18 protein-coding genes are annotated in these 24,786 nt (G+C 36.7%); 14 read left to right on the top strand and 4 right to left on the bottom strand.

Annotated features, from left to right (window positions below; genetic code table 11):
* Nucleotides 1–10 precede the first annotated feature (10 nt).
* The 4 genes from EHQ24_RS00510 to EHQ24_RS00525 all read left to right on the top strand — a co-directional run bounded on the left by EHQ24_RS00510 (nt 11) and on the right by EHQ24_RS00525 (nt 3,486).
* Nucleotides 11–1,402 (top strand): alkaline phosphatase family protein, encoded by a 1,392-nt coding sequence (locus EHQ24_RS00510; protein ID WP_135599766.1) that lies wholly within the window; start codon nt 11–13, stop codon nt 1,400–1,402.
* A gap of 44 nt (nt 1,403–1,446) precedes the next feature.
* Nucleotides 1,447–2,655 (top strand): Crp/Fnr family transcriptional regulator, encoded by a 1,209-nt coding sequence (locus EHQ24_RS00515; protein ID WP_135599767.1) that lies wholly within the window; start codon nt 1,447–1,449, stop codon nt 2,653–2,655.
* An 80-nt stretch (nt 2,656–2,735) separates the two neighbouring features.
* The gene (locus tag EHQ24_RS00520) at nt 2,736–3,119 is read left to right on the top strand and encodes a DoxX family protein (protein ID WP_208725670.1); all 384 of its coding nucleotides are present in this window, start codon (nt 2,736–2,738) and stop codon (nt 3,117–3,119) included.
* Nucleotides 3,120–3,171: 52 nt separating this feature from the next.
* Nucleotides 3,172–3,486: a winged helix-turn-helix transcriptional regulator gene (locus EHQ24_RS00525; RefSeq protein ID WP_135599769.1), complete on the top strand. Its 315-nt coding sequence runs from the start codon at nt 3,172–3,174 to the stop codon at nt 3,484–3,486.
* A 9-nt stretch (nt 3,487–3,495) separates the two neighbouring features.
* Here the strand turns inward: EHQ24_RS00525 and EHQ24_RS00530 are convergent, their stop codons facing one another.
* The gene (locus EHQ24_RS00530; protein WP_135599770.1) at nt 3,496–4,476 is read right to left on the bottom strand and encodes a ketopantoate reductase family protein; all 981 of its coding nucleotides are present in this window, start codon (nt 4,474–4,476) and stop codon (nt 3,496–3,498) included.
* 72 nt (nt 4,477–4,548) lie between these two features.
* Entirely contained in the window at nt 4,549–4,977 is a 429-nt protein-coding gene (gene perRA, locus EHQ24_RS00535; RefSeq protein ID WP_135599771.1) for a peroxide-responsive transcriptional repressor PerRA, read from the bottom strand.
* 141 nt (nt 4,978–5,118) lie between these two features.
* On the opposite strand from perRA, the gene EHQ24_RS00540 reads away from it, so the two are divergent.
* The 6 genes from EHQ24_RS00540 (at nt 5,119) to EHQ24_RS00565 (ending at nt 13,898) form a co-directional block, all read left to right on the top strand.
* Complete coding sequence (locus EHQ24_RS00540; RefSeq protein WP_135599772.1) at nt 5,119–5,676, top strand: ankyrin repeat domain-containing protein; 558 nt, start codon at nt 5,119–5,121, stop codon at nt 5,674–5,676.
* A complete protein-coding gene (locus EHQ24_RS00545) occupies nt 5,673–7,100 on the top strand; it encodes a catalase (protein ID WP_135599773.1) in 1,428 nt (475 codons plus the stop codon). The genes EHQ24_RS00540 and EHQ24_RS00545 overlap by 4 nt, the downstream gene beginning before the upstream one ends.
* 116 nt (nt 7,101–7,216) lie before the next feature.
* The gene (locus EHQ24_RS00550; RefSeq protein WP_135599774.1) at nt 7,217–9,103 is read left to right on the top strand and encodes a PP2C family protein-serine/threonine phosphatase; all 1,887 of its coding nucleotides are present in this window, start codon (nt 7,217–7,219) and stop codon (nt 9,101–9,103) included.
* A complete protein-coding gene (locus EHQ24_RS00555) occupies nt 9,100–10,404 on the top strand; it encodes a sensor histidine kinase (protein WP_135599775.1) in 1,305 nt (434 codons plus the stop codon). Before EHQ24_RS00550 ends, EHQ24_RS00555 begins: the two co-directional genes overlap by 4 nt.
* Before the next feature lie 41 nt (nt 10,405–10,445).
* Nucleotides 10,446–12,707, top strand: a complete 2,262-nt coding sequence (locus EHQ24_RS00560) for an NAD(P)-binding domain-containing protein (RefSeq protein ID WP_135599776.1) — start codon at nt 10,446–10,448, stop codon at nt 12,705–12,707.
* Between the two features lie 6 nt (nt 12,708–12,713).
* Entirely contained in the window at nt 12,714–13,898 is a 1,185-nt protein-coding gene (locus tag EHQ24_RS00565) for a glycerate kinase type-2 family protein (protein WP_135599777.1), read from the top strand.
* Here EHQ24_RS00565 and EHQ24_RS00570 read toward each other — a convergent pair.
* Nucleotides 13,878–15,224: a C69 family dipeptidase gene (locus tag EHQ24_RS00570; RefSeq protein WP_135599778.1), complete on the bottom strand. Its 1,347-nt coding sequence runs from the start codon at nt 15,222–15,224 to the stop codon at nt 13,878–13,880. The two genes, EHQ24_RS00565 and EHQ24_RS00570, sit on opposite strands and share 21 nt — an antisense overlap.
* Before the next feature lie 54 nt (nt 15,225–15,278).
* Here EHQ24_RS00570 and EHQ24_RS00575 point away from each other — a divergent pair, with 54 nt between their 5' ends.
* The 4 genes from EHQ24_RS00575 (at nt 15,279) to EHQ24_RS00590 (ending at nt 22,844) form a co-directional block, all read left to right on the top strand.
* Nucleotides 15,279–17,789: a cation-translocating P-type ATPase gene (locus EHQ24_RS00575; RefSeq protein ID WP_135599779.1), complete on the top strand. Its 2,511-nt coding sequence runs from the start codon at nt 15,279–15,281 to the stop codon at nt 17,787–17,789.
* Between the two features lie 37 nt (nt 17,790–17,826).
* A complete protein-coding gene (locus EHQ24_RS00580) occupies nt 17,827–18,693 on the top strand; it encodes a patatin-like phospholipase family protein (RefSeq protein WP_135599780.1) in 867 nt (288 codons plus the stop codon).
* An 8-nt stretch (nt 18,694–18,701) separates the two neighbouring features.
* Nucleotides 18,702–20,627 (top strand): hybrid sensor histidine kinase/response regulator, encoded by a 1,926-nt coding sequence (locus EHQ24_RS00585; RefSeq protein ID WP_135599781.1) that lies wholly within the window; start codon nt 18,702–18,704, stop codon nt 20,625–20,627.
* A gap of 162 nt (nt 20,628–20,789) precedes the next feature.
* A complete protein-coding gene (locus EHQ24_RS00590; protein WP_244310247.1) occupies nt 20,790–22,844 on the top strand; it encodes an ATP-binding protein in 2,055 nt (684 codons plus the stop codon).
* Here EHQ24_RS00590 and EHQ24_RS00595 read toward each other — a convergent pair.
* Entirely contained in the window at nt 22,841–24,772 is a 1,932-nt protein-coding gene (locus EHQ24_RS00595) for a SpoIIE family protein phosphatase (protein ID WP_135599783.1), read from the bottom strand. The genes EHQ24_RS00590 and EHQ24_RS00595 overlap by 4 nt on opposite strands.
* Nucleotides 24,773–24,786 lie beyond the last annotated feature (14 nt).

Below are 24,786 nucleotides of genomic sequence, written 5' to 3' on the forward strand. Positions count from 1 at the left end.
TCAGAAACCGATGCCAAAGCAAATAACCTTTCAAAAGACAGTTGTAATTGATGTTGTAGGACTTAGTTCTTTTTTGGTGGGAGAATTTACTCCATTTCTTAAACAATATTTGCAAAAAAAACACACTCTCTTCATTAAACCAATGTTACCTGCTCTTACAACAAGTTCTCAATCGACTTATCTGACGGGAAAATGGCCAAATGAACATGGGATTGTGGGGAATGGTTGGTATGATCATGAAGATGCAGAAATAAAATTTTGGAAACAATCCAACCATTTGGTAGAGGCGGAAAAAATTTGGGAACGAGCAAAAAAACTAGATCCTAATTTTACCTGTTCCAAGATGTTTTGGTGGTACAATATGTACTCTAGCGCTGACTATTCTGTCACACCAAGACCTCAATATCATGCAGACGGTGTAAAAGCTCCCGATTGTTATTCCAATCCACCGGAACTTAGAGATGAGTTGCAAAAAAAACTTGGTTCGTTCCCCTTATTTAATTTTTGGGGACCCAATGCAAATATCAAATCAACAAAGTGGATTGCGGACGCTAGCATCTATGTTGATAAAAAATATGATCCTACTCTTACATTAGTTTATCTTCCTCATTTAGACTATTGCCTTCAAAAGTATGGACCAAACCTTCTTAAAATCAAAAAAGAACTTTTGGAAATAGATTCTATTCTGAAAGACTTGATCGAATACTATGAAAACAAAAATACAAAGATCATTTTGTTATCAGAATATGGAATTACTCCTGTTTCTCACCCCATTCATATCAATCGAATTCTTAGAAAAGAAGGTCTAGTTAATGTTCGTAAAGAAAGATGGTATGAACTTCTTGATCCAGGGGCTTCGTCTGCTTTTGCTGTTTCGGATCACCAGGTCGCTCACATTTATTGTAAGGATTCTAAAACTAAAAACCGAGTGACAAATTTGTTACAAAACATTGACGGTATTGCTCTTGTTTTAGATAAAAATTCACAAAAAAAATACCATATCAATCACAAACGTTCTGGTGACATCGTTCTCGTCGCTGATCCCAAGTTTTGGTTTACCTATTATTATTGGTTGGATGACAAAAACGCTCCAGATTATGCTCGTTTGGTGGATATTCATAGAAAACCAGGTTATGATCCTTGCGAAATGTTTATGGATCCTAAAAAACTGGGGATCCGACTCCGGGCAGGTTTTAAATTACTCCGTAAAAAACTAGGGTTCCGTTACCTTATGGATGTGATTCCTTTGGATGCTAATTTGGTAAAAGGCTCTCATGGGGCCATCCATGAACAAAGGGAGTTTTATCCCATTTTTTCCTCTCAAAGTCAATACTCTGAAAAAGAAATTTCTGCTAATAAAGTGTACGATTTGATTTGGGATCAAATGACTTCAAAGATTTAATAAATGTTTGACTGTTTCCATTCAAAACCAATATTTTTAATTCAGTGTCTGTAGAAGAAATCAAAGTTGTTAATTTTTCCAAAGGTGCTGCCATTGTTGTGCAGAATTCCATCAATACAGGGAATTTTTTTATTGTTAGGTCTGGTCGAGTTTCCGTTGATTCCGAACACATTGTTGTCGATCATGAACTTGCGTTTTATGAAGCAGGGGATAGTTTTGGCCTCGTATCGGCACTCACCGAACATCGGTTTTTGGTTACATTATTTGCTGATACGGATGTGGAATTAGTTCAAATTCCTATTCGACTTTTAGGATCTTATCTGAAAGAAAGAAAAGAACTTGCGATGAAGATTTTGGGTCTTTATTCTAGGGAACTTCGAACCTTACAAAAACATCTTTCCAAAGCCAATAGACCAGCAGACCGAGAATACCACCCAGAACGATTGGTACAGAATGCTAAAACTTATTTATCTTGGCAAAAGCCAAACTTAGCTGCATATTCCATTCAAAGTTTTTTGAATTGGTCCAAAGAAAATCATTCTACAGAAAACCTAACAGAAGCTACGGATTTACTAAAATCATTTGGTTCCAACTACAAACCTTTCCAATGGGAAGGTATGCAAGCTAGTTTGGAAGCTGGCGAAATTCTTTTTGTCGAAAGTGAAAAGAGTAACGAAATCTATGTGGTGTTAGAGGGGAATGTCAAACTTTTCGGAATTGTTCGCGGTTTTGAATACGTAATCGATGTTCTTGGGCCTGGAGAAATTTTTGGCGAAATGTCTCTAATTGATAATGCTCCAAGGATGGCTTCTGCCATCACAGAAACCAAAAGTAAAATCCTTCGAGTGACCGCAGAAAATTTATTTGAATCAGTGGGACCTTCTTTATTACAAAAAATTTTCGAAAGCATCGCAAGGCGAATTTGGTTCTCACACCAACGTCTGGTAATCCTTCGATTGAAAACTCCAGTGATTCGACTGTATGCTTACCTGTATAATTCCATCCGTGACCAGGACATTCGGTTGGGCCGAAATTTAGATGAGAGCCTGGCCAATGCACATACCATTTATATCCAACTGGAAGAACTTTGTAATATGTGCGGAATCATCAAGGTTAAATCTGAAAGTATCCAGGAGTTCCTCGGTGATACCAATTTGGTCATTGAACCAAACCGCATTACCATAAAAAGTCGCAAACGTTTAGAAGAAAAATTGGGCCATTATAAATCCAAAGAAGGGCAAATTGTGGCTTAATTTATAAGAAAATTGTTAGAAATTTTTTCTTTAGAAAAATTTGTAATGATTTTTTTTTCTCTTTGTGTTCTAGTTCGGTGATGAAAAAATTTCTCGTGTATTCTTTAGGTGCGTTCTATATTACAGCGGGAATCAATCACTTTTTTTCCCCTGAGTTTTATTTGGAAATGATGCCAGATTACCTTCCTTTTCACGAACTTTTGAATGTAACCAGTGGTCTTGCAGAAATTACTCTTGGTTCCCTGGTTCTTTATGAAAGGATGCGTAAGATAACCTGTTATGGGATCATTCTTCTGTTACTCGCCATTTATCCTGCTAACATCAATATGTTGTTAACAGCTTTAGAAGGTAAGGACTATGGAGTTCCTATTTGGGCTTTGTATGCGCGGCTTCCCATTCAGTTTTTATTTATTTATTGGGCATGGGCGGTTCGGGATTTTAAATTCTCAGAAGAGCCAGCTTAAATTTCAATTTTTATGTCTAAAATATAAAATCCTAAGTGCTGTGAATCATAGAATGACAAAAGAGCCAAAAAGAAAAATTCCTGAATCTACAAAAAAAAACGGACAGTGGACCTTTCTTTCCAACCATGCTCATGTTTTGATTTGTTTGAGTAAAGACCCTGAAATGCGGCTGAAAGATGTTGCTCAACTTGTGGGAATCACAGAACGGGCAGTGCAAACCATTGTCAAAGATTTGGCAGACGCTGAAATTTTAGAGAAGAGTAAGGATGGACGTAGAAATCAATATCTCATCCAAACGGAACAAAAGTTACGCCATCCCTTAGAATCCAACCATTCCATTTTGGAACTTTTAAGTTTAGGAAAGTAAAAAAACGATTTAATTTGTTTTGTTTGTCTGTTCTTTCACCTTGGATACAATCCATTCATTTTTCGGAACGGGCAAACCTAGTTCTTTTGCAGTTTTTACCACCTCTCCATTGATAAAATCAATTTCTGTGGTTCTACCATTGTCTAAATCTTGAACCATTGAAGTGCGGATTCTAAAATACTTTAATCCTAAAATAATAAGGATTAGGTGACGAATCCAATTTGGTAATGCCCCGTTCCCACCACCTAACTTTTGAATGGGAAATGATCCAGGGACTACTTGTTCTTTTATATTTAATTTTTGAATGAGTTCTTTGATTTCTGTTAGTGTTTCCAATGCCTCTTTTCTCGACTGGTAGTTCAGGAATAGTTCTCCTAAACTTTGCCTTTTGGAAGCAGCAAGGCCATTAATGATTGAGTTAATTGCTAGTTTATGCCAACGAAATCCATTGAGTTTGTCTGTTAAAATCACAGGTAAATGAGGGGGAAGGATTTGGTTCCAAATGGGATTTGGTTTGTCTCCAGACATTTCGCCTAAGATAAGGCTACCCACATTGGATTGGTAATACAATCCATCGGAAAGTGTTTGGGTGTTCCACCCAACAACCCCACCGATGATTTGATTTTGATAAGATTTAAAGTTGGATTCTGGAATTCCATTTTGTATGAGGATCCATTTTCCTTTTGGCGAAAGGAAAGGTTTTGTTTCTTCTAAATATTCTTTGAGATTTTGATTTTTACAGCCAATCAATATATAATCGAATTTTTCTGATTCTGTATCAGCAAGTGTTAGATGGTTTTTTAAATCTATGGAAGTTATTTTTCCATTTGGGCCTTGGAATCGAATCGGTGTTTTGCCTAAGGATTGAAATCTATCTGGATTCCTACAAAGAATTTTAAAAGGAACCTGGTTTTGGTAAAATGCATGGATGATGGTTACTGTTACGGAACCTATTCCACTAAAGGCAATGGTAGGAAATGTGTTTTGCATTTGTTTATCAATGAACCTAGGTTTACATCCGTAACAAAATCATTAGAATCAAATCGAAGAGGTTAGAGGAATTTATTTTCCTCTAAGTGTGATGATAAGTTTTACGTTATCTAATTTTTTTCCGGTTTTTTTGAAATAACTTTCTCTCAGTTCATCTAGAACTTTCGATTCTAGTGCTTCGTCCATTTCAACATCTGTGATTTCTCCGGTCTCTTCATTCAAAGCATGGTGGTGGTGATCAATGTTAGAATCAAAATGAGTCACACCATTTTTTAATTCCAATGTCCCGAGCATTCCCTTTTCCGCAAAAAGTTTGAGGTTATTAAAAATCGTCGCCCGCGATGCATGAGGGAAATGAGAATTCACCAAATGAAAGACTTCTTCCGCAAAAAGGTGTTGGTGGCGTTCCAAAAGTAGGTGTGCCATTTCCAATCTTTGCGAGGTCGGTCGAATCCCGTGCGATTCTAGGAGTTCCTTGGTTTTCTGGTAACTTAAGTCCATCTCAGTTTCAAATTCTCCTTATGCTTTTTTTTGTCAATAATTAGACTAAGTCTAAAAAATCATTTGATTAGATTTGGTATCAAGTTAGATTAAGTCTAATTATTGGATTCGAGAAACGAATCTCTTGGATAGAGGGAAAGGATGCAAAAAGAAAGTCACTGGCAAGAAACTGAGTCGTTGGCCTGGCAGGAATTTCAATCAACGATTCCTGGGTTAGATCCGGAAAAAGAAACTGCCTTTCGTTTTGCACGGATGGGAGATTTCGAGGGATTTTCCAAAGAAATCCCTTTACCGGAAGCCTTGGATTGGAGGGACGAGAAGGGAAATTCCCTTTTGATGTTGGCTTCTTACCACGGTCACGAGAGTTTCGTTTCTCATTTACTTGGATGGGGTGCTAACCCCAATGAAAACGATCATTCTGGAAATTCCATTCTTATGGGAGCTGCCTTTAAAGGGCACCTAGCGGTTGTTTCCTTACTTTTGAACTTTGGCGCAGATCCTAATTATAAAAATCCCCAAGGGTTCACTGCTCTTGACTATGCCACAATGTTTGGTAGGGGGAAGGTAATTTCGATTTTGGATTCTAAGGTATCCAACATTTCCAAAACCAAAAACAAGAGATTGCGACTTTGGATTCAGTATCTCTCCAAAATTTTCAGAAATCATTTTTTAAAAAATAAAAAGGAGGCTCAGGTATGAGCAAAAAACAACTAACAACAGCAGGTGGACAACCTGTTTCTAGTAACCAACACAGCGTAACTGCAGGAAAACGAGGACCTGTTCTCATCCAGGATACTCATTTGATAGAAAAACTAGCTCATTTCAACCGGGAAAGAATTCCAGAAAGAGTGGTTCACGCGAAAGGTGCAGGTGCTTATGGAGTTTTTCGTCTAACAAAAGATTTATCAGATTACACCATCGCAAAAGTTTTTCAAAAAGTAGGAAAGGAAACTCCACTATTTCTTCGATTTTCTACGGTTGCTGGTGAAAAAGGTTCTGCAGATACGGAACGTGACCCAAGGGGATTTGCAGTGAAGTTTTATACCGAAGATGGGATCTGGGATGTTGTTGGTAATAACACTCCTGTATTTTTTGAAAGAGATCCATTGAAGTTTCCAGACTTCATCCACTCACAAAAAAGAGATCCTATCACTGGATATAAAAATCCTGTGAGGATGTGGGACTATTGGTCAAAAGCGCCTGAAGCCATGCACCAAATTACGATTTTATTCAGTGATCGTGGAATTCCTGATGGGTACCGGTTTATGAATGGATATGGTTCTCATACTTTTAGTTTTTGGAATCAAAAGTCCGAAAGATTTTGGGTTAAGTTTCATTTCAAATCCAAACAAGGGATTAAAAATTTAACTCCTGAAAAGGCTAGTGAACTTGCGGGATCCGACCCTGATTATGCAACTAGAGATTTGTTTGAATCCATTCATAAAAAGGATTTTCCGAAATGGAAGGTTTGTATACAAATTATGCCTGAAAAAGAAGCCGAAAACTACAAAGTAAATCCTTTTGATTTAACAAAAGTTTGGTCACATAAAGATTATCCTTTGATTGAAGTTGGTGAACTTGAATTGAATCGAAACCCCAAAAATTACTTTTTTGAAGTGGAACAAGCGGCCTTCAGTCCAAGTAATTTAGTTCCTGGGATTGGAGCTTCCCCTGATAAAATGTTGCAAGGTAGGTTATTTGCTTATCCTGATGCACAAAGATACAGGTTGGGGGGAAACTACCAACTAATCCCCGTAAATCGATCTTTGAGTCCTACAAACAATTATCAAATGGATGGATATCGTTCAGAGGAGAATCCTTCGTATGATAATTATGAACCAAATGGTTTTTCTGGAGCAGAAGAGGATGGACAGATCAGTGAACCTCCACTTCGAATATCCGGTGATGCCGATCGCTACAATAGCCATAAGGAGAACGATGATTTTTCTCAGGCGGGTGATTTGTATCGAATGTTGAAACCAGAGGAAAGAGAAAGACTCACCTCTGTGATTGCTGGAACCATGAAAGGGATTCCCAAGGATTTGGTGAAAAAGAACGTGGAACACTTTACTAAATGTGATCCTGAATACGGAAAAAAAATCGCAGAAAAAGCCGGAGTTTAGGCCGGTAACCCTGTCTGCCAAGGTGGGCAGGGTTTTCTCTTACCAATCATTCTGAAAAAATCCTTGCACTTCTTTGGAGATTCTATTCAATCCTTTCGGTGTTCTACGCAGATTCCATGAAACTCGTTTTTTCATTGGTGTTTCTTTCTACTGTATCACTCAGTGCAGAGGTTCTATCATTAGAATCGGGTTGGACATTTCAAGCCGAGGGGGAAATGAATCCTAAACCGGTGTCAGTCGGTGTCCCTTTGGTCAACCAAGGATACAAAGTCCCTTTACGTGGCAAGTATCGATTGGAAATTTTGGTTCCCACTTTACCGGAGTCCTCGCTTGCCATTTATATGGATCGAATTCATTCCGCCGATCAAACATTCTGGAATGGAAAATCCATTGGTTCCATTGGAAGTTTTTCCCCAGACTATTATCCTTATTGGCATAAAGTTAGATATTATGAGATTCCGATCTCTTTTGTGAGGGAAGGAAAAAATGAACTGACTGTTGATATTGAATGCCGTGAAACACAGTTTAGGTGCGGAATATTTCGTTCCATTCCAATCTTTGGATCTCAAGACCAAATCAAAGACAAAATGGTTTTTGAAGATGTAAATCAAATCTTGATACTTGCTCTGTTTTTTGGGATTTTTTTACAACAAGCCATTGGGTATGCATTGAATCGTTCTTCCAAATCTGGATTGTATCTTGCCGGAACGGCTGTATTTTTTGTTGGTTGGCGATTGCCTGTTCTTAATAAAATTCACTTCCTGTTGATTGAACCTGAAGTTCTGGTTCGGTTATTGTTTTTTTGTCAATTTATCTTTCCTGTTTTTATTATGTTGTTTGTCCATAGCCTATTTGATCGTCGTATCACTAAACTTGCGGTGATCACTTTCTTTTTGGATACAGTGCTTGCCTTGTTTCAGTTGTTTTCTATGGATCCAGATAGTCGTTTTTATCTGGTTTATATTTGGTATCTTTTGCTTGGGATAAAGGTTCCGATTCTCATTCAGTTACTTATCAAAAATTATAAAAAAACAGCGGAGGCAATTGTTGTTTCCTTAGGTGCACTTGTGGCAACTTTTTTTGGAATTGCAGATGTCATTACCGATGTATTAACAGGAAAAAATGCTTATTTAACTCAATATGGGATCTTAACTTTTTTATTTACGGGAGTGTTTGCGATTGCCTTACAAAGTGCAAGGACAAGAAAGGAACTCCGAAATCTAAATGAATCTTTGGAAATGTTAGTCACCCTCCGCACGCAAGAGTTACATAAACAGTATAAACTTTTACATGATGATTTGGTAATGGCAGCGGGTTTACAATCAAAACTCATTCCTCCCATGGAATTCAAACACAATACCCTTAGTGTGGCCTCTGTTTTTATGCCTATGGAAAAAATAGGAGGGGATTACTTTGATTACTTTATCCATAAAGATGGATCCATTACTTTTTTGTTATGCGATGTTTTAGGGCATGGGATTGCAGCGGCTTTAATTGCGAGTATGTTAAAGGTAAACTTCTTAGAAATTGCGCCAAAAGAAAAAGACCCTGCTCTTTTTTTGTCAGAGTTAAATTTAAAGATGTTACCTGTAGTTGAAAAAAATTATATCACCGCTGTTGTTAGTCATTTTGATTTAGAAAAATCCATATTAAAATATTCATTGATGGGCCATCCTAGTCCTTATTCGATGAATGTCATTTCGAACTCCTTAACTCCTCTCGGGGGGCGTGGGCCAATCATGGGTTGGAAAAAGGATGTGTTTGTGGAAACATTCACAAGGGACTTAAAACCAGGAGATCGTTTTTTCTTTTATACTGATGGGATTACCGAGAGTCAAAATAGACATAGGGAATTATACGGAGAATTAAGACTGAAGGAACAGTTGGCTGCGGGTTTGAACCTTCCTCCAAAAGATCTCAACGAAAAAATCAAAAAGGACATTCGGAATTTTGCATTTCGTTTGTCAGATGATGTAACTTACTTTACAATCGATATCAAATGAATGTTTTACTGGAAAGGTTAGGCATCAGAAAGTTATTGAATTTAGGAGTTACGGAACAATTGGGATTAGAGTCCTCTGTTCGAGTTCAACTTTCTAATTTAATTGCTTTTTTGGGAATTTTTTCGAACGTTCAATATTCCATATTTTTCACTATCGCCGAAGCTCCTTATTATCAGGTGATGAATTTTGTTCATACCATTGTTGTTTTTGTTTTTTTTATGGTTTTCTATTTCAATCTAAAGGGTCGGTATGCTCTTTCAAAATTCATTTTAGTATTCATCATTTCAGTGCCACTTTTATGTGTTTCAACGTTTAGTTTTGGAACCTCTGGTGGGTTTTATTATTACTTTCTTGTTTTTGCTATCATTCCCTTTGTTCTTTTTTCCTACGATGATAAGTGGTGGATTCTCTTTTTGTTTTTGATGAATACCTCATTTTATGTTTGGTTCGAGTTTTTTGGCCGTCCAGGTGTATTTAGAGAAGGGACTCTTTTATATCGCAAAGATATTCAAGATTTGTTTCGAGTGAATTCTGTTGTTTCCTGTTTGTCCTTTGTAGCCTTGGTTATGTTTTATTTCCTAAGGAATATCAATCGAATCCAAAAGGAAATGATTCGAATTAACGATCACAAAGACCGTATATTCTCCATCCTTGCCCATGATTTAAAAGGTCCGATGGGAACTATGAGTAATTATTTAGGTTATTTGACTCGTTCCTTACCCGAAAGGGAGGAGTTGGTTATGGGACTAAAGGAACTTAAAAAAAGTATCAACCAATCTTATTTGGTTTTAGAAAGTTTACTTGATTGGGTGCAAAACGAAACAAAGAAAACACAATGTAATCCGAAAAATTTGAATTTTTCAGTTCTATTAAAAAGTACAATGGATATACTAAATATTCAAGCAACGAACAAAGAGATTCTTTGGGAAACAAAAGTTCCGAATGATGATTCAATTTATTGTGATGAAAGGATGACATCAACCGTCTTGCGCAATATTTTATCTAATGCCATAAAATATTCGCATCCAAAAGGTAAGGTGGTCATTGAAGCAAAACATGTATCCTCATTTATGGAAATCCAAGTGTTAGACCAAGGAATTGGAATGACAAGTGATCTTTTGGAAAAAATTATCGAAGGCAAACGGTTTACTTCTGAATTTGGCACTGTGGGAGAAAAAGGAACAGGGCTTGGGCTTTTAGTTTGTATGGAATTGTTAAAAGAACAAGGTGGTTCTCTTAGAGTGGTCAGTCTTCCTGATCTCGGAACAAAAATTTTCATCCAACTACCTCTAAAACGTTAAATTCATTTCTTTTTTTTATACCTGTGTTTGAATCATAAATTATGTGGCCGAAGTTTTATTTCCAATGGTTAACCAAATCCGTACCAACGGGTGCAGTAGAAATTTATCCCGAAATTTCTGATTCTTATGAAACAAATCTTCCTAATGTGTTTATTATTGGAGACCTAACGGGTGTTCCTTTACTCAAACTCGCTGCAGAAAGTGGAGTGAAGGTTTGGAAACACATTCGAGAAAATAAAACAAACGCATTGGATGTTGTGATCATTGGTTCAGGTCCTGCAGGATTATCTTGTGTTTACGAAGCAAGCCGCTTACATAAAAAATATGTAGTTCTTGAGGCAAACCTTCCCTTCCAAACCATTCAAAGTTATCCAAAACAAAAACCTATCTTTGCTGAACCCAAAGAAACTTTAACCAAATCAAAAATTAAAATTGGGGATTCGAATAAAGAAGACTTATTAGAGTATCTAAATCACTTACTAGAAAAGGAACCTATTGAATTACAAATTGGAAAACGGGTTTCCTCTATAGAATCGGATGGTTCTCTTTATACCGTCAAAACAGAATCAGGAGATTCTTATACCACCCACTCAGTGGTCATTGCCATTGGAAAATCGGGAGATCCTAAACGATTAGGTGTTAAGGGTGAGTCAAGTTCCAATGTATTTTATCGTTTTTTTGATCCTTATGATTCAAAAGACAAATCAGTAGTGATAGTCGGAGGTGGTGACAGTGCGGTCGAAGCTGCCATCCTTTGTTCCGATTTTGCAAACGAAGTCACCATTGTTCATCGAGGGAAAGAGTTCCAAAGACCCAAAGAAGAAAACAGAATTCTTTTAGAGAAAAAAGTACATGAGGGAAAAATAAAACTTCTATTGGAGTCTGAAGTGACTGAGATTAACGAACAAAATGTGTTTGTGCGGTCTCCTGGTTCATCTAACAAACGTAAAGCTGATTTGGTTTATATTCTAATTGGAAATTTAGCTCCTATATCTTTTCTTAAAAAAATAGGAATCAAAATTCAAAATGAAAAATCAATTTCTGATTGGATTGGTTTTGTTACACTTTTTTCATTTGCTGGTCTTGCTTATTTAGGAAAGGCATCCTTTTACGGGCCAGGTTGGTTTTCTCCCGTCGCCACAGGTTTTGGTGGTTTGGCAATTTTGGGCCTAATTTCCTTTTTGTTTTTAAAGTGGAAAAGTGGCGTAAAAAATTTTCAAACATGGTTATTGATTCGTAATACCTATCTTTTGGGAGTTTTCTTTTACTTTCTTTTTGTTTATTTATCTGCTACGTATTTCGGTTATCTTTTATTTGGTAAATACCCTTCCTTTCACTACACCATGTTGTATTCACTTACCATTTTGGTTTTTGGAATTCGAAGGATTATCGTTCGAAAAACAGATTATATACTTTATCAAACGCTTAGTTTGATCTTTGTTCAAATTTTCTTTTTGTTTCTTTTGCCTGAACTCATTTTGCCGGCATTAGGTGAGATGGGTTATTTAGGTAGTCCTGATGGATATATCCGTAAGGAAATTTTTCCAAACGATGCCTACTGGAAGGCTTATGGATTTATTTTAGCCTGGCCACTGAGTATGGGTGTGTTGTATGACGGTGGAATCACCAATTTTTGGTTAGGTTATGGATTATTCTTTACGTTTGGAGTCATCCCTTTTTTGGTTTATCGTTATGGAAAAGGAGCCTATTGCGGTTGGATTTGTTCTTGCGGCGGCCTTGCAGAAACTTTGGGAGATGAACATAGACAAAAGATGCCGCATGGGAAGTGGGCTTACCGCTTAGAACATTCGGGCCAGTACATCCTTCTAGTCGCTTTTCTAGTAACAACATTAAAACTTTTGGGAGTTTACGGTAAGTCCATTCATCCGGGACTTGAGATCAGTGAATCCATTGCTGATTCCGTCAAATGGATTTATGATCTGGTGGTTGACATAGGACTTGCCGGTGTTGTCGGTGTTGGATTTTATTTTTTATTTTCTGGAAGGATTTGGTGTCGAATGTTTTGTCCATTGGCATCACTCATGCACATCTATGCGAAGTTTAGCCGGTTTCGTATTTTCTCTGAGAAAAAAAAATGTATTTCTTGTAATATTTGTACAAAAAATTGCCATCAAGGGATTGATGTTATGGGTTATGCAAGTAGGGGAATTCCTTTAGATAGCGTGCAGTGTGTACGTTGTTCTGCTTGTGTTTCTTTGTGTCCAACTGACGTTTTGGAATTTGGACAAATTGTATCTTCTGGCATTCGTTATGATTCCATTCAAGCCAAACTAAGGAAATAATCCTTTGTGAGTCTAAAGGACGATATAGAGTTTCTATATTGGGAGGGAGTCAGGGCCGCAACGCCCGAATACCTTTCCCATTCCTTTTGGAAGGAACATCCTCATTTATGTGATTTATTTTCCAACCCCAAAAAAAAGAATTATGTTTTTGCTTTGGGCAAAGCAGCTCATTCGATGGTTTTGTCGTTTTTGGATTTTTTTCCTGTGGATGCCGGTTTTGTTCTTACAAAATACAATCATCTTCCGGATGAAGTCAGATCTAAAGGACAAATGGGAGTATTAAAATGTAGGGAGGCGGCTCATCCCATTCCGGATTACAATTCAGAAAAATATTCTCGCGAAGTTTTATCTGAACTGATGGATCTTGGTGAAGACCACCAATTGATTGTTTTGTTGTCAGGAGGAGGTTCTAGTTTATTTGAGATTCCTGAATCTGGACTCCATTTAGAAAACCTGATCCAACTGAATCAAGCCTTGTTAAAAGAAGGACTTCCTATCCAAGAAATCAATCGAAGAAGAAAAGAGTTTTCAGCAGTAAAAGCGGGTAAGTTACTTGGGAAACTAAATCCTCTTGTAAAAGTATATACTTTTGTGATATCAGATGTTTTAGGTGATGATCCCAACGTCATTGCTTCGGCCCCAACTTATCCTGGAAGTGAATACTATCTTATGGGGAATTTATCCAATTCTCTATCTGCAATTCAAAAAAAGGCAATGGATTTAGGTTACGAAGTAAAAACGATTTCTGATTCGTGGGATAAGTCCAGTGAAGACACCGCAAAACGAGCGTTTATGGAATTAATCCAAGCCAACTCAAATCCTAACAAACAGGTTATATTGTTCGGTGGAGAATTAGTTTGTCCAGTTTTTGGGGATGGGTTAGGGGGGCGTAACCAAGAGGCCGCGTTACGAATGGCGATACTCTCGTCTTCTTTAAAAATCGATCGGGAGTGGTTGTTTTTATCTTGTGGCACTGACGGAACCGATGGTCCAACGGATGCAGCAGGCGGAATCATTGGGCCAGATAGTTTTGATTTGATGATAAAAAGAGGATGGGATCCTAGAGCAGAACTAATGCGTTCGAACTCCTATCCAATCCTCAAAGATTCAAATGCACTGCTTTTTACTGGTGCCACGGGAACCAATGTTAATGATATCATCATTCTTTTGTTAGCTGAAAGGAATTCTTGATTTTTTATTTTGTCCTGACCAATAAATTTGGAAAAATGGATTTTGCCATCTGCTCCTTCCTATTTTTACCTGTAACAACTCTTCATCTATTTTTTTTAATATATTGACATGATCTTTTAAAAATCGCCATTGAGTTTCTTCTTTTTTGGGAAGAGAAAGCTTTTCTTTTGACAAATTTAAAATTGATTCTTGTAACCCGGTGAGTGCAGGGACAAGGATAGATCGAACGGATTGGTAATCAAAATTTGATTTTCTAGCAACTGATTCATGTAACCACCATAAAGTTTCTGAATAAGTTGAATTCGAGATTAGGCTCGATGAATCGATAAAGTTCTTTGTTCCGAAAAAGAAAGGTTTGAAAAGACTGAGGCAAGGTGAGGACGTTCCTGTATAAAATATACGAAGTGGATCTTGGTTTGTCTCCGATGTATCCCATTCTACAATTAAACTTCCATTGGTTTGGTTGGGAGTTGCAAGTCCCGTTGCATGTAAACAAAGTGATTTCATTGAAGAGGAAGATGGTTCAAACTCATCAGTTTCTATTGGATGAGTTTTTAAAGTTTCCATCGCTTGTTTAATTGTATAATGAGTGTTAATCTTTTCTAAATTTTCTGCGGTTTTTTCGTGTAATTTCCTTCTCTCTTTACAATGACTCATATAAGTATAAAAATGATCACTGAAATGGTTTTTAAAAGAGAATTCTTTTCCCTGTTTTACTTTTAGTTTATCAATTAAGTTTGAAGACGAGTATTCAAAATCTGATCCAATCGTTAGTCCATTGGATATAGCATAAAACGAATCAATTTTTTTTGCTACCCAATACCTGTCAGCTGTTTCTAAAACATAACCATCGGTTCTATCTGCGATGATGAAACTATTATGGTAAAAAAACGAGCGGTTTTCGTAACCACCGCAGGCATCTTGCCCATAGGTTTCCAATAACTCTGTGATGAGGAATAATCCATCTTTTGCAGATTTACATCTTTCTAAAGCCAGGCGGATTAAATCCATTCCCGTTAAACCATTGTTTTGTTTCTTTATTTTTAAGTTTGTAAAAACGGCTTCGTTTCCAATGCAGAGGCCAAATTCATTGACTCCCATTTCAGCCCCCCACATATGAAAGGGCTTACTTAAAAATACTTCGTAAGTAATAGGGTTTTGCGGAATTTCTATGTATGTCGTTCTTACCGTACTTCCTTTCCCATATTCCATCCGTGGGAGATGGAGGATCGATTGTGCTTCGTTTGGTTCTCGATCTGAGTTTTTGGAAAAGATTCTTTTTTGTGTACTTGTAAATTTTTCAGTGGCAAGGGAGGTATCGCACATTCTAGAATGTTAAACAGATTTCTTTCAAAATACAAGACCAAATCAATTAAGAATATGCCTTCCATCCCAAAACAAATTTCAGAATTCATTCTTATGGGTTTAACCCAAGAACAAGTCAAAGAAAACCGCAACAAATACGGTGCCAATGAAATCATTTCCTCACAAAAGAAAGGGATTTTTTTGATGTTGTTTGGGGTTGTCACCGAACCAATGATTTTGCTTCTCATTTCCATAAGTATTGTTTATTTACTTTTAGGGGATCTTGGGGAAGCAATCCTACTTTTGTTTTCAGTTATTGGAATCATTACTATTACCTTCATTCAGGAGAAAAAAACAGAAACGGCTATCTCTGCTCTCCGTTCCCTTGCCAGTCCCAGAACCAATGCCATTCGCGACAAACAAATCATTCGTATCGAAGGTAAAGATGTTGTGTTTGGTGATTTATTAATTTTAAACGAAGGGGATAGGGTGCCTGCCGATTCAGAACTGATTTCGGATCGGATGTTTTCTTGTGATGAATCTCTGTTAACGGGAGAATCTGTTCCCGTTTCTAAATCGCAATCGGAAGTAGTTTATTGTGGATCGTTAGTTGTTAGTGGTGAAGGTGTTTGTCGTGTTAGAGCCGTTGGAAACCATACAGAAATAGGAAAAATTGGCCGAAAGATTGCAGATGAAGCAGTAGGAAGAACTTTACTGGAGTTAGAAGTCGCAAGGCTTGTTCGTAATTTATTCATCGTAGCAGCTACTTTATGTGTTGTGCTTGCCCTTTATTTTGGGATTTCCAAAAGCCAGTGGTTACAAGGATTACTTTCAGGTTTGACACTTGCGATTGGTTTGATGCCAGAGGAACTTCCTTTGGTACTAACAATATTTTTTGCATTAGGTGCTTTTCGGCTGAGTACAAAAAACGTTTTAGTTAGACGTTCTTCCATTATCGAAACGTTAGGTGCAGCCACTGTGCTTTGTTCTGATAAAACAGGAACCATCACACAAAACAAAATGAAAGTCGGGATCGTTTTGACCAAATCGGAAAAAGTGGAACTAAACCCCAATTTGAAGATCTCGGAGGCTACAAAAGATTTACTTCAAATTGCTCATTCTGCATCCAAACATCCGAGTTTTGACCCTATGGATATTGCAATTTCCGATTGTTTGCATTTATATGACCAAGTGGATGATTCGGCCCTTATTTCTGTTCGCGATTTTCCTTTAACTCCTGTCCAATTAACAATGGTTCGTGTACTAAAAGAAAAGGATTCGTATATTAGTTATGCCAAAGGTTCTCCTGAAGCAATTTTTGAACTTTGTCAGTTTGATCCATCGGAGTCTACGTTTTGGACAAATAAAACCAATGAACTGGCAAAAGATGGATATCGTGTTTTGGGAGTCGCAAAATCAAAATCACCATTGAGTCAAATCCCTGAAGATAGAGATGGTTGTGAATATTTGTTTTATGGTCTATTGGCATTTTTAGATCCGATCAGAGAGATTGTTCCCTTAGCTGTCAAAACAGCTTATGAATCTGGGATTCGTGTGATTATGATTACGGGTGATTATCCAGAGACTGCTAAAAACATTGCAGGACAAATCGGACTAAAGAATCCGGAGATAGTTTATACCGGAAAAGATTTTTCGAATTTAAGTGAAGAAAAAATGTTATCTGTTATTCGCAATTGTAATATTTTTTCAAGGGTTAGTCCCGAAGACAAATGGCAGATTGTTCGCATGTTAAAAGCTGATGGTGAGATAGTCGCTATGACTGGGGATGGTGTGAATGATGCCCCAGCTTTGCGAACTGCAAATATAGGTGTTGCCATGGGGGAAAGAGGAACTGACGTAGCACGAGAAGCTTCCGACATTGTTTTGTTAGATGATTCCTTCTCATCAATTTTAGAATCGGTTCGGATTGGTAGACAGATTTTTGATAATTTAAAGAAAGCCTTAGGTTATATAATTGGCGTTCATATTCCGATTGTTGGGATTACGTTTTTTCCGATCCTCTTCGATTGGCCTATCATTGTGTTATCAGCCATCCATATTGTTTTTATGGAAATGGTCATTGATCCCACTTGTACAATTGTATTTGAAAAGGAATCCGCAGAATCTGATTTGATGAAACGAAAACCGAGAGAAACATCTGAGCCCCTTTTGGATCGGGAATTGTTTATCAATTCTCTGATCCAAGGTGCTATTTCTTTGATTTCCGTAGTTTCTTCCTACTGGATCACCGAATGGTTTTTGAAGGGAAATTCTCCGCCCCAAGTAGTGAGTACGGCGACCTTCGTTACATTAGTATTCTCGAATTTATTTTTAATTTTGGCCAATCGGTCATTACACGAATCTATGTGGAGCCGGATGCGGGTTCCTAACCCAATCATTCTATATGTTTTTGCGGGAACGATCGCTGTTTTAATATTGTCCATATATTTGCCCGGGATGAATGCCATGTTTCGATTTGTCCCACTCAATTTTCTGCAATTATTCTCGGCGATACTGGTTGCATTTGTGGGAGTATTGTTCTACGATATGACAAAACTTTTAGTTTCGAAATTACTTCGTGGCTGACATACATGGAGTCTATTTCCAAACTTAGTAAAAGCTTATGATAGAACTCTTCTTTCCCAAAAAGTATTCTGCTCTTTGTTTGAAATCTGCCTTTTTTGGTTTTTTTGCCCATACTGGATTTGTTCGTGGGTTACAAGAAATTGGCTTTAAACCAGCAATTGTCACAGGTTCCAGCTCGGGGGCAATGATCGGTGCTTTGTATGCGACGGGTCGTGAAATGGTGGACTTTGAATCCTTAGTTTTGGGATTAAAGAAAAAGGATTTTTGGGAAGGAAATTCAATCACTATGTTTGGTCGTTTGTTACGGAAAGGTTTGAATGGTTACAGTGGTGTTCTTACTGGGAAGGCCACACGTAAAATTCTTTATCCTTACCTAGGTAATCAAAAGTTTTCCGACTTACCCATTAAACTTGGAATCGCTGTTTCTAATCTTTCCAAAAATAAACGAGAACTTATTACGGAAGGCAACGTTCTTGATGCGGTAATGGCATCCATTGCATTTCCCTTTTTGTATGAAGTGCAGGAATTTCAAGGCCAGGAATTTTTAGATGGTGGGATTGGCGATGGTGAACCCATCAAAGAATTAATTTTAGACCCAAGTATCGATAGAATTGTCATTCATCAAATCAATAATCATAGACCACTCAGTCGAAACACCATGAAGCGAGCATTAGATGCTTCAGTACAAATCATTGAATCAGAAACAGAAGATTTAAAATCTCTCTTAGCAAAAGAAAAAGGAAAAAAACTAATCCGTCTGGAAACAAATACTCCTTATTTATCGCCTAATGATTTTTCAAAAGGGAAATTTGCTCTGGCTGAAGGTCGAGGGACGGCCTACAGACATAAAGCAGAAATTTTAGGTGATTTGGAACTTCCTATTTTCGGGTTTTTAAATCAATAAAGGAACCAATGGACATCCAAAAGAAACTCAATGTACTTGTTGTTGAAGATTCAGTTACTTCTTACAAAGCAATTGTTTCTGTACTTCAAAACTTCGGGTTTTCAATTTTTTCAGAAAGAGCTGAATGGAAAGCCGAGTTTGAACAACTAATCGCTGATGAAAAATGGGATATTGTTATTTCTGATTTTTATCTTCCTGATTTTGACGGTCGTTATGTGATTACCAGAGTCAAAGAAGTCAATCCTGATTTACCAGTGATTCTTGTAACAGAGTTTTTGCCAGAAGAAGCGGGATCCGAGTTTCTTAATTTAGGTGCATCCGAGTTTTTACCCAAATCGTCAATCATCAAACTTCCGTTTGTCGTAAATCGTGAATTAGAAGCCTATAGGTTAAAGGTATCTCAAAAAAAAGCTTGGGATATGTTAGTTCACGGAGAAGAACTTCTCACTCGTTCTCAAAGAATTTCTCATTTAGGACATTTTGAAGTTATATTTCCTGAAAAAAATACCTTATGGTCTTTGGAATTGTATAGAATTTTGGGATTTGATTTCGGTGAAATCCCGCTGATGGAAAAGGTTTGGTCATTGTTAGATGAACCGGAACACGATCATATCAAAGTAGTTTGGGAAGAACTTTTAAAAGACAATCATTCTAAAGAAATGATAGTTACATTAAATACCAAACTTGGTAGGAAAAAAGTTAACTTATGGTTGGAAGCGGAACGATTTGACGATTTTAGATACAGGATTTTTGGAACCATTCATGATATATCCGATGTTTCTGAATTGGAACATTCGATTCAAGTCAACGAACAGCTGTTTAAAGGTATTTTTAATAATTCTTCTCAAGCAATTTTTCTTTTAGACTTACAGGGTCATGTCATTCGAATGAATCGTAATGCTGTACTGTCCTTTGAACGGGATGAAACGGACATTCAAGGATTGGAGCTAATTCGCTCTGTATTTTCCAATTCGGATGAAGAATCGATAAAAAAACTGACTTATGGGATGAAACTTTCGTTAAAAAACCAAAGTTTTGAAGTATTTGTAAGGTATAGTTTGTCGGATGGACGAGAAAAATATTTTGACTGCGACTTTTACCCTCTTACGGATCCATCTGGAAAAATTATCTATATAGTTTTAGAAGCAAAAGATATTACAGAAAAAATAGTATTGGAACGGGCTTATGCACAGTCACAAAAATTGGAAGCACTCGGTACCTTTGCCGGTGGGATTGCCCACGATTTTAACAACCTTTTAACTCCAATGATGGCTTATGTTTCGTATTTGAATTCTGAATGGTCTAAAAACGATACAGACGAATCTATTAAAAAATCTTTACCGGCGATTGAAGGAATTTCTAAATCTTTGGATCGTGCTAAAAATTTGATCCAACAAATTCTTACTTATTCCAAAATTGATAATTCCGTTTCCAAACAATTGGATCTAAGAGAACAACTTTTGCAGGTATTACAAGAAGTAAGAGTTGTATCTTCGAATCAAATCGTTTTGTCTACTGATTTAGGAAATGAACCGGCTTTCGTAAATGCCGACCCCATTCAAATTTTTCAAATCCTCTCCAATCTCTATGAAAACGCGGTGTTTGCGTTACAAGAGAATCCAGACCCTAAAATTACAATTTCTCTTTCCAAGGTGTCCTACGAAAAATCGGAACTATTACATGTTGGATTTATGAAAAATACAGAATATTGGAAATTGGGGTTTGCAGATAACGGCTCAGGAATTGCTCCTGAAATTATCGAAAAAATTTTTGACCCCTTTTTTACTACAAAAGGAGGCAAAGGAACGGGGCTGGGACTACCCATCATATATGGAATTATGGTAAAAATGGGTGGAACCATATTAGTTAACTCCAGTTTGGGGGTGGGAACAGAGTTTGATTTGTATTTTCCCGCATGGCGAACTATGTTTTAATCTATTGACAAATTCCTGTTATTCGGTTACCTATTTCATGATTCCGTGAGTTATTTCCTAAGAAAACGCTTTGAGTCACTCTACATAGGTTTCCTATGGGGGTTACTCATATTGCTTTTTTTTTCTTCCTTTTTTTTCTTCTATCAAGTGTATGAAAGTCGAATGGATCGAATTTCATTTGAAGATAAAAGTCGTTGGAATGCTCAGCTAAATGATTATGCTTCTTATCTAAAAGATGCAGAGACTAGTGGGAGAGGATATCTTCTTACGGGTGACCCCGATTTTTTAGGACCTTATAAAAATGCGATTATTTTACTAGCTAAACTCGAAACAGACCTTCGAGCTGGATGCGAAGATATTTATAAAGATGACCTTGATTTGATCATCCGGGCCAATCAATCCAAAATGGAATTTATACATGGATATGTAAGTAATTATTCCAGAAAAATATTTTATAAGGCTGATTTTTTAGAAAGTAAAAGGCGTATGAACGTCTTTCGTACAGCAGTCAAAAACTTACTTAATAAAAAGTTAGAGAAAGAAAATATTGAAAATGAAAAGGCTCGTAAATTTACAATTCGATTGGTCGCAGTTTCAGGCGGTTTTTTCTTTCTTCTGTCCATACTTATCTTGTGGATGATTTTTGTATTAAAACGAAATGCACAAATTTTAGTAGAGAAAGAGTTGGTGGAAGATCGTCTCTATGAAATAGATGACTTATATCACAATTCACCTGTTGGGTTTCATAGTTTAGATGCTAATGGATACTTTGTTAAAGTCAATCACACAGAATGTGATTGGTTGGGTTATTCAGCAGAGGAATTAATTGGAAAAGTTAGGTGGCCTGATATTTTAACAGAGGAAAGTCGGGAGACCTTCCAGAGAAACTTTCCGGTATTTAAAGAGGCGGGAAACATTGAAAACTTAAGATTTGAAGTATTACGTAAAGATGGAAGTTCTTTGTTTTTAAATCTTTCTGCAACTGCTATTTATTCAAAAAACAATGAAATGATCAGATCCAGGTCTGTTTTACTTGATATCTCTCAGATGGTTCAATACGAAAGAGAATTGATTGAATCAAGGGTTCGAGCAGAGGATGCAAACCGTGCGAAGTCTGAATTTCTTTCCAGTATGAGTCATGAATTACGGACACCACTGAATGCCGTCATTGGTCTTTCTATGTTGCTTATGGAAGAAAATCCAAAACCAGAACAGGTTGAATATCTAAAAAACTTACGTTTCTCCAGCGAAACACTTCTTACTTTAATCAATGATATCTTGGATTTTAATAAAATCGAAGAACATATGATTATTATTGAAGAAATTGATTTTAGTTTAAAAGAGTTTATAAGTTCTATTTCTACATCTTTTGCAGTTAAAGCGAAAGAACAACTTTTATTGTTTCGAGAAGAGATCGATCCAAATCTGCCTGAATTCATTCGTTTTGATCCAACAAGAATGTTGCAAGTGATGAATAATTTATTATCCAATGCAATTAAGTTTACTAAGGAAGGTTCCATTACTCTACGTGTATTGTTATTAGAGAAACAAGAAGAAGATGTTTTGATTCGTTTTGAGGTGGTGGATACTGGTATTGGTATATCACAAGATAAACTCAAATATGTATTTGAAAAATTCACTCAAGCAAGCCAAGACACTACCAGAAAATACGGTGGTTCTGGACTTGGTCTTGCGATCTCAAAAGGCCTTGTGGAGTTAATGAAAGGAAAATTGGAATTGGAATCGGAACTAGAAAAAGGATCTAAATTTTCATTCACTTTCCCTTGTAAAATAGGTCATTCTAAATCCTCTCCAAATACTTTTTTATTAAAGGAAACCAAGGATTTAGTTGGAAAAAGAATTTTGATTGCTGATGATATTGAAATCAATCGCTCGATTGTGATTCGTTTTCTCAAACGTTGGGGTGTCGAGTATGAAGAAGCTACCGACGGCGCGGAAGTCATACTTAAGTTGTCCAATGGAAAAATTGATTTGATACTTATGGACTTACATATGCCGAATGTTGATGGTTATATGGCGACAAAACAAATTCGTGAAACGGAAAAGTGGAGTCAAATACCAATCATTGCTCTGACGGCATCAGCTCAATTAGAAACACAGGAAAAAATTCACTCAGTCGGAATGAACGATTTTATCTCCAAACCTTTTTATCCAAATGATTTATACCAGAAGTTATTAAATTGGGTGCCAGATTAGATTTCTTTTTCCAAAGAAATGGCAAGAATTGTAACGTCATCGTCGGATCGTTTAGACTTTTGAAATTTTTCAACTTCTGTTATGACTTGATCACAAATACTTTGCGGATTTTGTTTTGCTAAAGTTTGCAATAAAGAATGAAATCGATCTTCACCGAAAAGTTCCCCATGAGTTGTATTCCTCGCTTCAATAACACCATCTGTATATAGAATCAAAGTTCCGGAGTTTGGTAAAGGTAACGTTTTTTCAATCAGTCTGGATTCGACATATTCATTCATGGCTCTACCAGGACTTGTAATATGTTCTATATTCCCATTTCGATCTAGATAAATCATAGGATGGTGACCAGCATTTGCAATTTTTATTATTTTTTCTTTTTGGTTGATATAAACAAAGAAGGCACTTAAAAAATGACCCGCAAGAGAACTAAGTAAGGACAACCGAATTCGTTCGGCAGCATAACAAGGTTTATCTAGTGAATCATCCCAAATTTGTAAAGATACCTTCGTCATGGATGCAATCATGGCAGCAGGAATTCCGTGTCCAGAAACATCACATAAGAATAAACCAATTTCATTTTCTTTAACAATGATCTGAACAAAGTCACCGCCAATATCGGAAGCAGGGGAATATCTAAATCCTAAGGCATGTCCATTGGCATGGCTTCTTTTCTGTGGAAGGAGCCCGTTTTGAAGTTTTTGAGCGATTTTTAATTGTAGGTCTAATTCTTGTTTCTCCTCTGTTGCTTTTCTATAATCGGATACTTTTAAAACCAATGCCATTGATAAGAAAAATACTTCTATCGCTGAGCCTAGTGGCAATGAATACGATGATAAGTGCACTGGTCGTATCCATCCCTGGACTGTGAGTGTGTTTAGGGCACCACCGATAAGAATTGATCCAAAAGCAAATAGAAATAAGATAACCTCCAGTTTCCTTTTGCTTTTGAAAAATGCCATAGTTGAAATAGTAAGTGCTAATAAAATAGGAATAATAACAAGAGTTAGTCCTAATTGGATGAAGTTTTTAAGTTCTAAGAAAAATAGAGAAAAAATCAATGTTATGAATAATAATATAAATCCTTCGGTTAGTTTCGTAGTTTTCGGAAAGTTTTTCTCTGTTTCCAAAAACTCTATGGTGAACAACAAACCGAATACAGATGTAAGGTAAATTGTTATTGGAAAAAGATAGTTTTTCCAGGTGTGATTATTTCCTATTTCAATGTACTGCATAAATCCAGTGGAAAATGAATTAATTAAAAGAATGGTAGCCAGATAAAAGAAATAATAGAAAAACTTTTTATATCGTAAGGTATGAGCAAGGAAGATACTAAAAAGAAACATCATAAATCCTGCGCCGAAGTAAGCGGCAAAGAATATATCTTGTTTCTTTGAATATGCAATGAAACTTCTCGAGTTATAAATCGAAACAAAATTAAAAATTGGATTTGCTGAAAAAATTTTTACATAGATGGTTCTTGTTTCGTCTGGTGAAAGTGTGATAGGAAAGGCTGGGATATGAGAGTAGATGGGTTTATTACTTTGTAGAACTTGTTCTCCCGAAACTTGAGTGATCCAATTCCCTTTGACCTGCGTGTGTAACTCAAACACATCAATCACTGGACTGGAAAAATGTAAAAAAAATGTATGAGGTAAATTCCCATAATGGATGAGAGTAATTTTGATCCATAACGGATCTTTGGTGCGCGGAAAAGAAATTGTGGCTTTTGGGTTTGGCCTCCAGAGAGTATCTTCTCTTAGGATCCGATCTAAACTGGAATCTTTTTCTGGTACAATTACATATTCAAAGTATTTCCCGATATCTCGATAGTTTTTGGATTCTTCTATGGATAGAGGAAAAGAGAAAAGAGGAGAAGAAAGAAGGAGAACGCTGAGAAAAAAAGAAAACAAAGGTTGAGAAATTTTCATAAACTTCCTATTTC

It is taken from the genome of Leptospira noumeaensis (genome assembly GCF_004770765.1).
Taxonomy (GTDB): Bacteria; Spirochaetota; Leptospiria; order Leptospirales; family Leptospiraceae; genus Leptospira_A; species Leptospira_A noumeaensis.

Coding starts and splice junctions, on each gene's coding strand:
- EHQ24_RS00530 (WP_135599770.1), bottom strand. CDS start 4,476: ATGCAAAACACATTTCCTACCATTGCCTTTAGTGGAATAGGTTCCGTA.
- EHQ24_RS00560 (WP_135599776.1), top strand. CDS start 10,446: ATGTGGCCGAAGTTTTATTTCCAATGGTTAACCAAATCCGTACCAACG.
- EHQ24_RS00595 (WP_135599783.1), bottom strand. CDS start 24,772: ATGAAAATTTCTCAACCTTTGTTTTCTTTTTTTCTCAGCGTTCTCCTT.
- EHQ24_RS00525 (WP_135599769.1), top strand. CDS start 3,172: ATGACAAAAGAGCCAAAAAGAAAAATTCCTGAATCTACAAAAAAAAAC.
- EHQ24_RS00570 (WP_135599778.1), bottom strand. CDS start 15,224: ATGTGCGATACCTCCCTTGCCACTGAAAAATTTACAAGTACACAAAAA.
- EHQ24_RS00540 (WP_135599772.1), top strand. CDS start 5,119: ATGCAAAAAGAAAGTCACTGGCAAGAAACTGAGTCGTTGGCCTGGCAG.
- EHQ24_RS00575 (WP_135599779.1), top strand. CDS start 15,279: ATGCCTTCCATCCCAAAACAAATTTCAGAATTCATTCTTATGGGTTTA.
- EHQ24_RS00550 (WP_135599774.1), top strand. CDS start 7,217: ATGAAACTCGTTTTTTCATTGGTGTTTCTTTCTACTGTATCACTCAGT.
- EHQ24_RS00590 (WP_244310247.1), top strand. CDS start 20,790: ATGGATCGAATTTCATTTGAAGATAAAAGTCGTTGGAATGCTCAGCTA.
- perRA (WP_135599771.1), bottom strand. CDS start 4,977: ATGGACTTAAGTTACCAGAAAACCAAGGAACTCCTAGAATCGCACGGG.
- EHQ24_RS00585 (WP_135599781.1), top strand. CDS start 18,702: ATGGACATCCAAAAGAAACTCAATGTACTTGTTGTTGAAGATTCAGTT.
- EHQ24_RS00545 (WP_135599773.1), top strand. CDS start 5,673: ATGAGCAAAAAACAACTAACAACAGCAGGTGGACAACCTGTTTCTAGT.
- EHQ24_RS00555 (WP_135599775.1), top strand. CDS start 9,100: ATGAATGTTTTACTGGAAAGGTTAGGCATCAGAAAGTTATTGAATTTA.
- EHQ24_RS00510 (WP_135599766.1), top strand. CDS start 11: ATGCCAAAGCAAATAACCTTTCAAAAGACAGTTGTAATTGATGTTGTA.
- EHQ24_RS00520 (WP_208725670.1), top strand. CDS start 2,736: ATGAAAAAATTTCTCGTGTATTCTTTAGGTGCGTTCTATATTACAGCG.
- EHQ24_RS00580 (WP_135599780.1), top strand. CDS start 17,827: ATGATAGAACTCTTCTTTCCCAAAAAGTATTCTGCTCTTTGTTTGAAA.